Origin of the sequence: Cryobacterium sp. MDB2-A-1 (assembly GCF_004402675.1) — a bacterium.
Taxonomy (GTDB): domain Bacteria; phylum Actinomycetota; class Actinomycetes; order Actinomycetales; family Microbacteriaceae; genus Cryobacterium; species Cryobacterium glucosi.
The window spans coordinates 1-2,622 of record NZ_SOFK01000040.1 but is presented as its reverse complement, the minus strand read 5'-3'; the positions used below and the strand labels follow the sequence as shown (position 1 = coordinate 2,622).

Here is a 2,622-nt window from a genome sequence, read left to right as displayed (position 1 = left end):
TGGCGAGTAGCCGTAGTTGGAACCGTTAGTCCACTCAGGTGGTACTGATCTTCTGGCGAGGTGGTACTGGCAGCAGCGGGTCGTTGACCGCCGCTGCCAGCACCGCCCCGGTGAGTCTTATTCCCAGTGTTCCTTGTTGGCGCGGGCGGTGTCGTCGCGTATCTTGCGCATGTCGACGCGGCCCAGGTTGATGGTGCGGGAATGGTTCGCGAGCCGGTTCACGATCGAGTCCGCTGCCACTCGATCCGGGAGGGCCTCGACCCAGTAGGCCGGGCCTGACTGGGAGGCGATCACGGTCGGTAGGCGGTGTTCTCGGTTCGCCAGCACCGCGAACAGGTCGCTGGCGGCGTCGCTGTCGATGCCGACGGTGAGGAAGTCGTCGATGATGAGGAGGTCGACGTCGGAGAGCTCGTTGAGTAGTCGCTGGTGGGCGATGCCATCGCTTCGGCTGATGATCAGGCGCCGGGCGAGGTCGTCCATCCGTGCGTAGGTGACGGTGTGCTCGTTCAGGCAGGCGGCGATCCCGATCGCGCAGGCGAGATAGCTCTTGCCGCCGCCGCTGGGCGAGATGATGAGCAGGTTCGTCGGATCGGCCCGCCAGGAATGAGCCGCGTATCGGCGCATCCGGACCGGGGTGATGCCACGGCCTTCGCGGTAGTCGAGCTCAGCGACCGACGCGTTCGGGATCGGGAACTTCGCCTGCCGGATGAGTTTCTCGATCCGGCTGTGTCGTCGCTGCTCGAGCGCGTAGTCGATCGCGGTCAGAAACAGCTGTTCCGGGGTGAGGGTGTCGTTGGTCTCGTCCCGGATGAGTTCCTCGAACCGGGTCGCGACGTGGGTGACCCTCAGGGCCCGGAATTTGTCGTAGTCGATGCTGGTGAACATCAGAGTTCTTCCGTTCCGCGGGCGTAGTGGGAGGCGTCGCGGACATAGACGTCCAGAAGGGTGTCGCGGAACGCGACGGTGCTGGCCGGTTTCCGTGTCGAGGCCGCGGGGATGAGCGGGCCGGGCCGTTTGCGGTCGCTGTCGATCGCGGCCATCATCCGCTTCAGCGTCGAATACGTGGCGTGGCCGCGCTGGTTGATCAGCTCCTGGCAGGTTGCTTCCAGCCGCCCCCGGTTCCTTTTGCCGAGGCCCTCGAGGATGTTCTGGCAGTCCAGATACCCCTGCGCCTCGATCTTCTGCCGGTCGAGGACCTGCTCGATGACCGTCACTGTCGCCGGGCCGAAGGAGCGGGCGCGGTCCACGAACCAGCGCCGGGACCACAGCCCCTCGATGTCGCGGTGCTGGGTCGGGACATGCTCGGGGAGGGTGGAGTACTGGCCCTTCCGGCCGAGCTTGCGGGCGTGTTCGGAGACGATGTCCTGACCGTCGAACACTGTCACCCGTGATGACGTCAGCCTCACGCGCAGCAGCCGGCCCGCCATCTTGAACGGGACGGAGTAGTGCTGCCCGTCGCAGCTGAGGTGGTAGTTGCGGCCGGCCTTGAGTTCTTTCCACTCCACTTCCTCGAACCGGTCGCCCGGCAGTGGGCCCAGCTGGGCGGCTTCCTCGGCCTGAAATACCTCCCACCGGGTGGTGTCGTTCGCCCGGCGGATGTCATGGTTGATCTCCTTCACCCGCACTGCGATCTCGGCGTTCAGTTCGCCGAGGGTGGTGAAGACATCCTCGGCGAGGTAGCCGATGACGCGTTTGTTCACGACGTTCACCGCCGATTCCACGGCCGCCTTGTCACGCGGGCGGCGAACTCGGGCGGGAACGACCGCGGTGCCGTAGTGGTCGGCGAGCTGCTGGTAGCGGGCGTTGACGATCCGTTCCGTGTCTCCCTGGGTGCGCCGGTGGGTCGCGGTGGTGGGATTGTCCGGGACGAGGATCTGCGGGACGCCGCCGAAGAAAGAGAACGCCCTCACGTGGGCGTCAAGCCAGGCCTCGGACTTCATATTCACCGTCGCGTGGCAGAACAACGCCCCGGAAAACGGCAGCACCGCCAGGAACAGGTAGGCGCGGGTGGTCTCACCGGTGACCGCGTCCGCCAGGTCGATCGTGTCACCGGCCCAGTCGATGAGCATCGCCCGGCCGGGCTCGTGCTGCAGCGTCGCGACCAGGTCATTGGTCCGCAGGTGCTCACCGAACAGGTGGCAGTACTGCGCATAGCCATACTTCTTGCTCTGCCCGCCAGCACCGACATACTTGCGCCAACTCTGCTGCAGGGTGAAGTGCCGATTGGCTTTCATCGACCGCAGCACGGCGGGAAAGTCCGGGGTCTCATACTCGTCAGAGACCCGCTTGCGCCCATCGGGGAACAAAGCCTGGATATCGGTGTCGGTCATCGATTCTGCCGACCCCGCCGTGATGCTGCGAGCCGTGATGGTCTTCTTCACCGCCGAAATATCGCGCCGGGAGCACCCGACAATCTCGACGATCTCGTTGTAGCTGCGCCCCTGGAGCACGAGCTCCATGATCTTCCGGTAGTTGGCCATACTGCCTCCGTCTCATCGAAGCGGCGACACCGATGTGTCCCCGCTTCGACTAGAGAATCGGAAGAGGTCAGGCCGTACCAACTACCCAGAACAAGGGGTACCGACTACGTGGACTGGAAGTACCAACAAGGGCTACTCGCCA

General features: G+C 64.8%; 2 protein-coding genes. Both read right to left on the bottom strand.

Translation table 11 applies throughout. From position 1 onward, the window contains the following. Positions 1–117: 117 nt before the first annotated feature. A complete protein-coding gene (locus tag E3O39_RS15365; protein ID WP_134449011.1) occupies positions 118–885 on the bottom strand; it encodes an ATP-binding protein in 768 nt (255 codons plus the stop codon). After that, positions 885–2,480, bottom strand: a complete 1,596-nt coding sequence (gene istA, locus E3O39_RS15360) for an IS21 family transposase (RefSeq protein WP_241985107.1) — start codon at positions 2,478–2,480, stop codon at positions 885–887. The genes E3O39_RS15365 and istA overlap by 1 nt, the downstream gene beginning before the upstream one ends. Between the last annotated feature and the right edge of the window lie 142 nt (positions 2,481–2,622).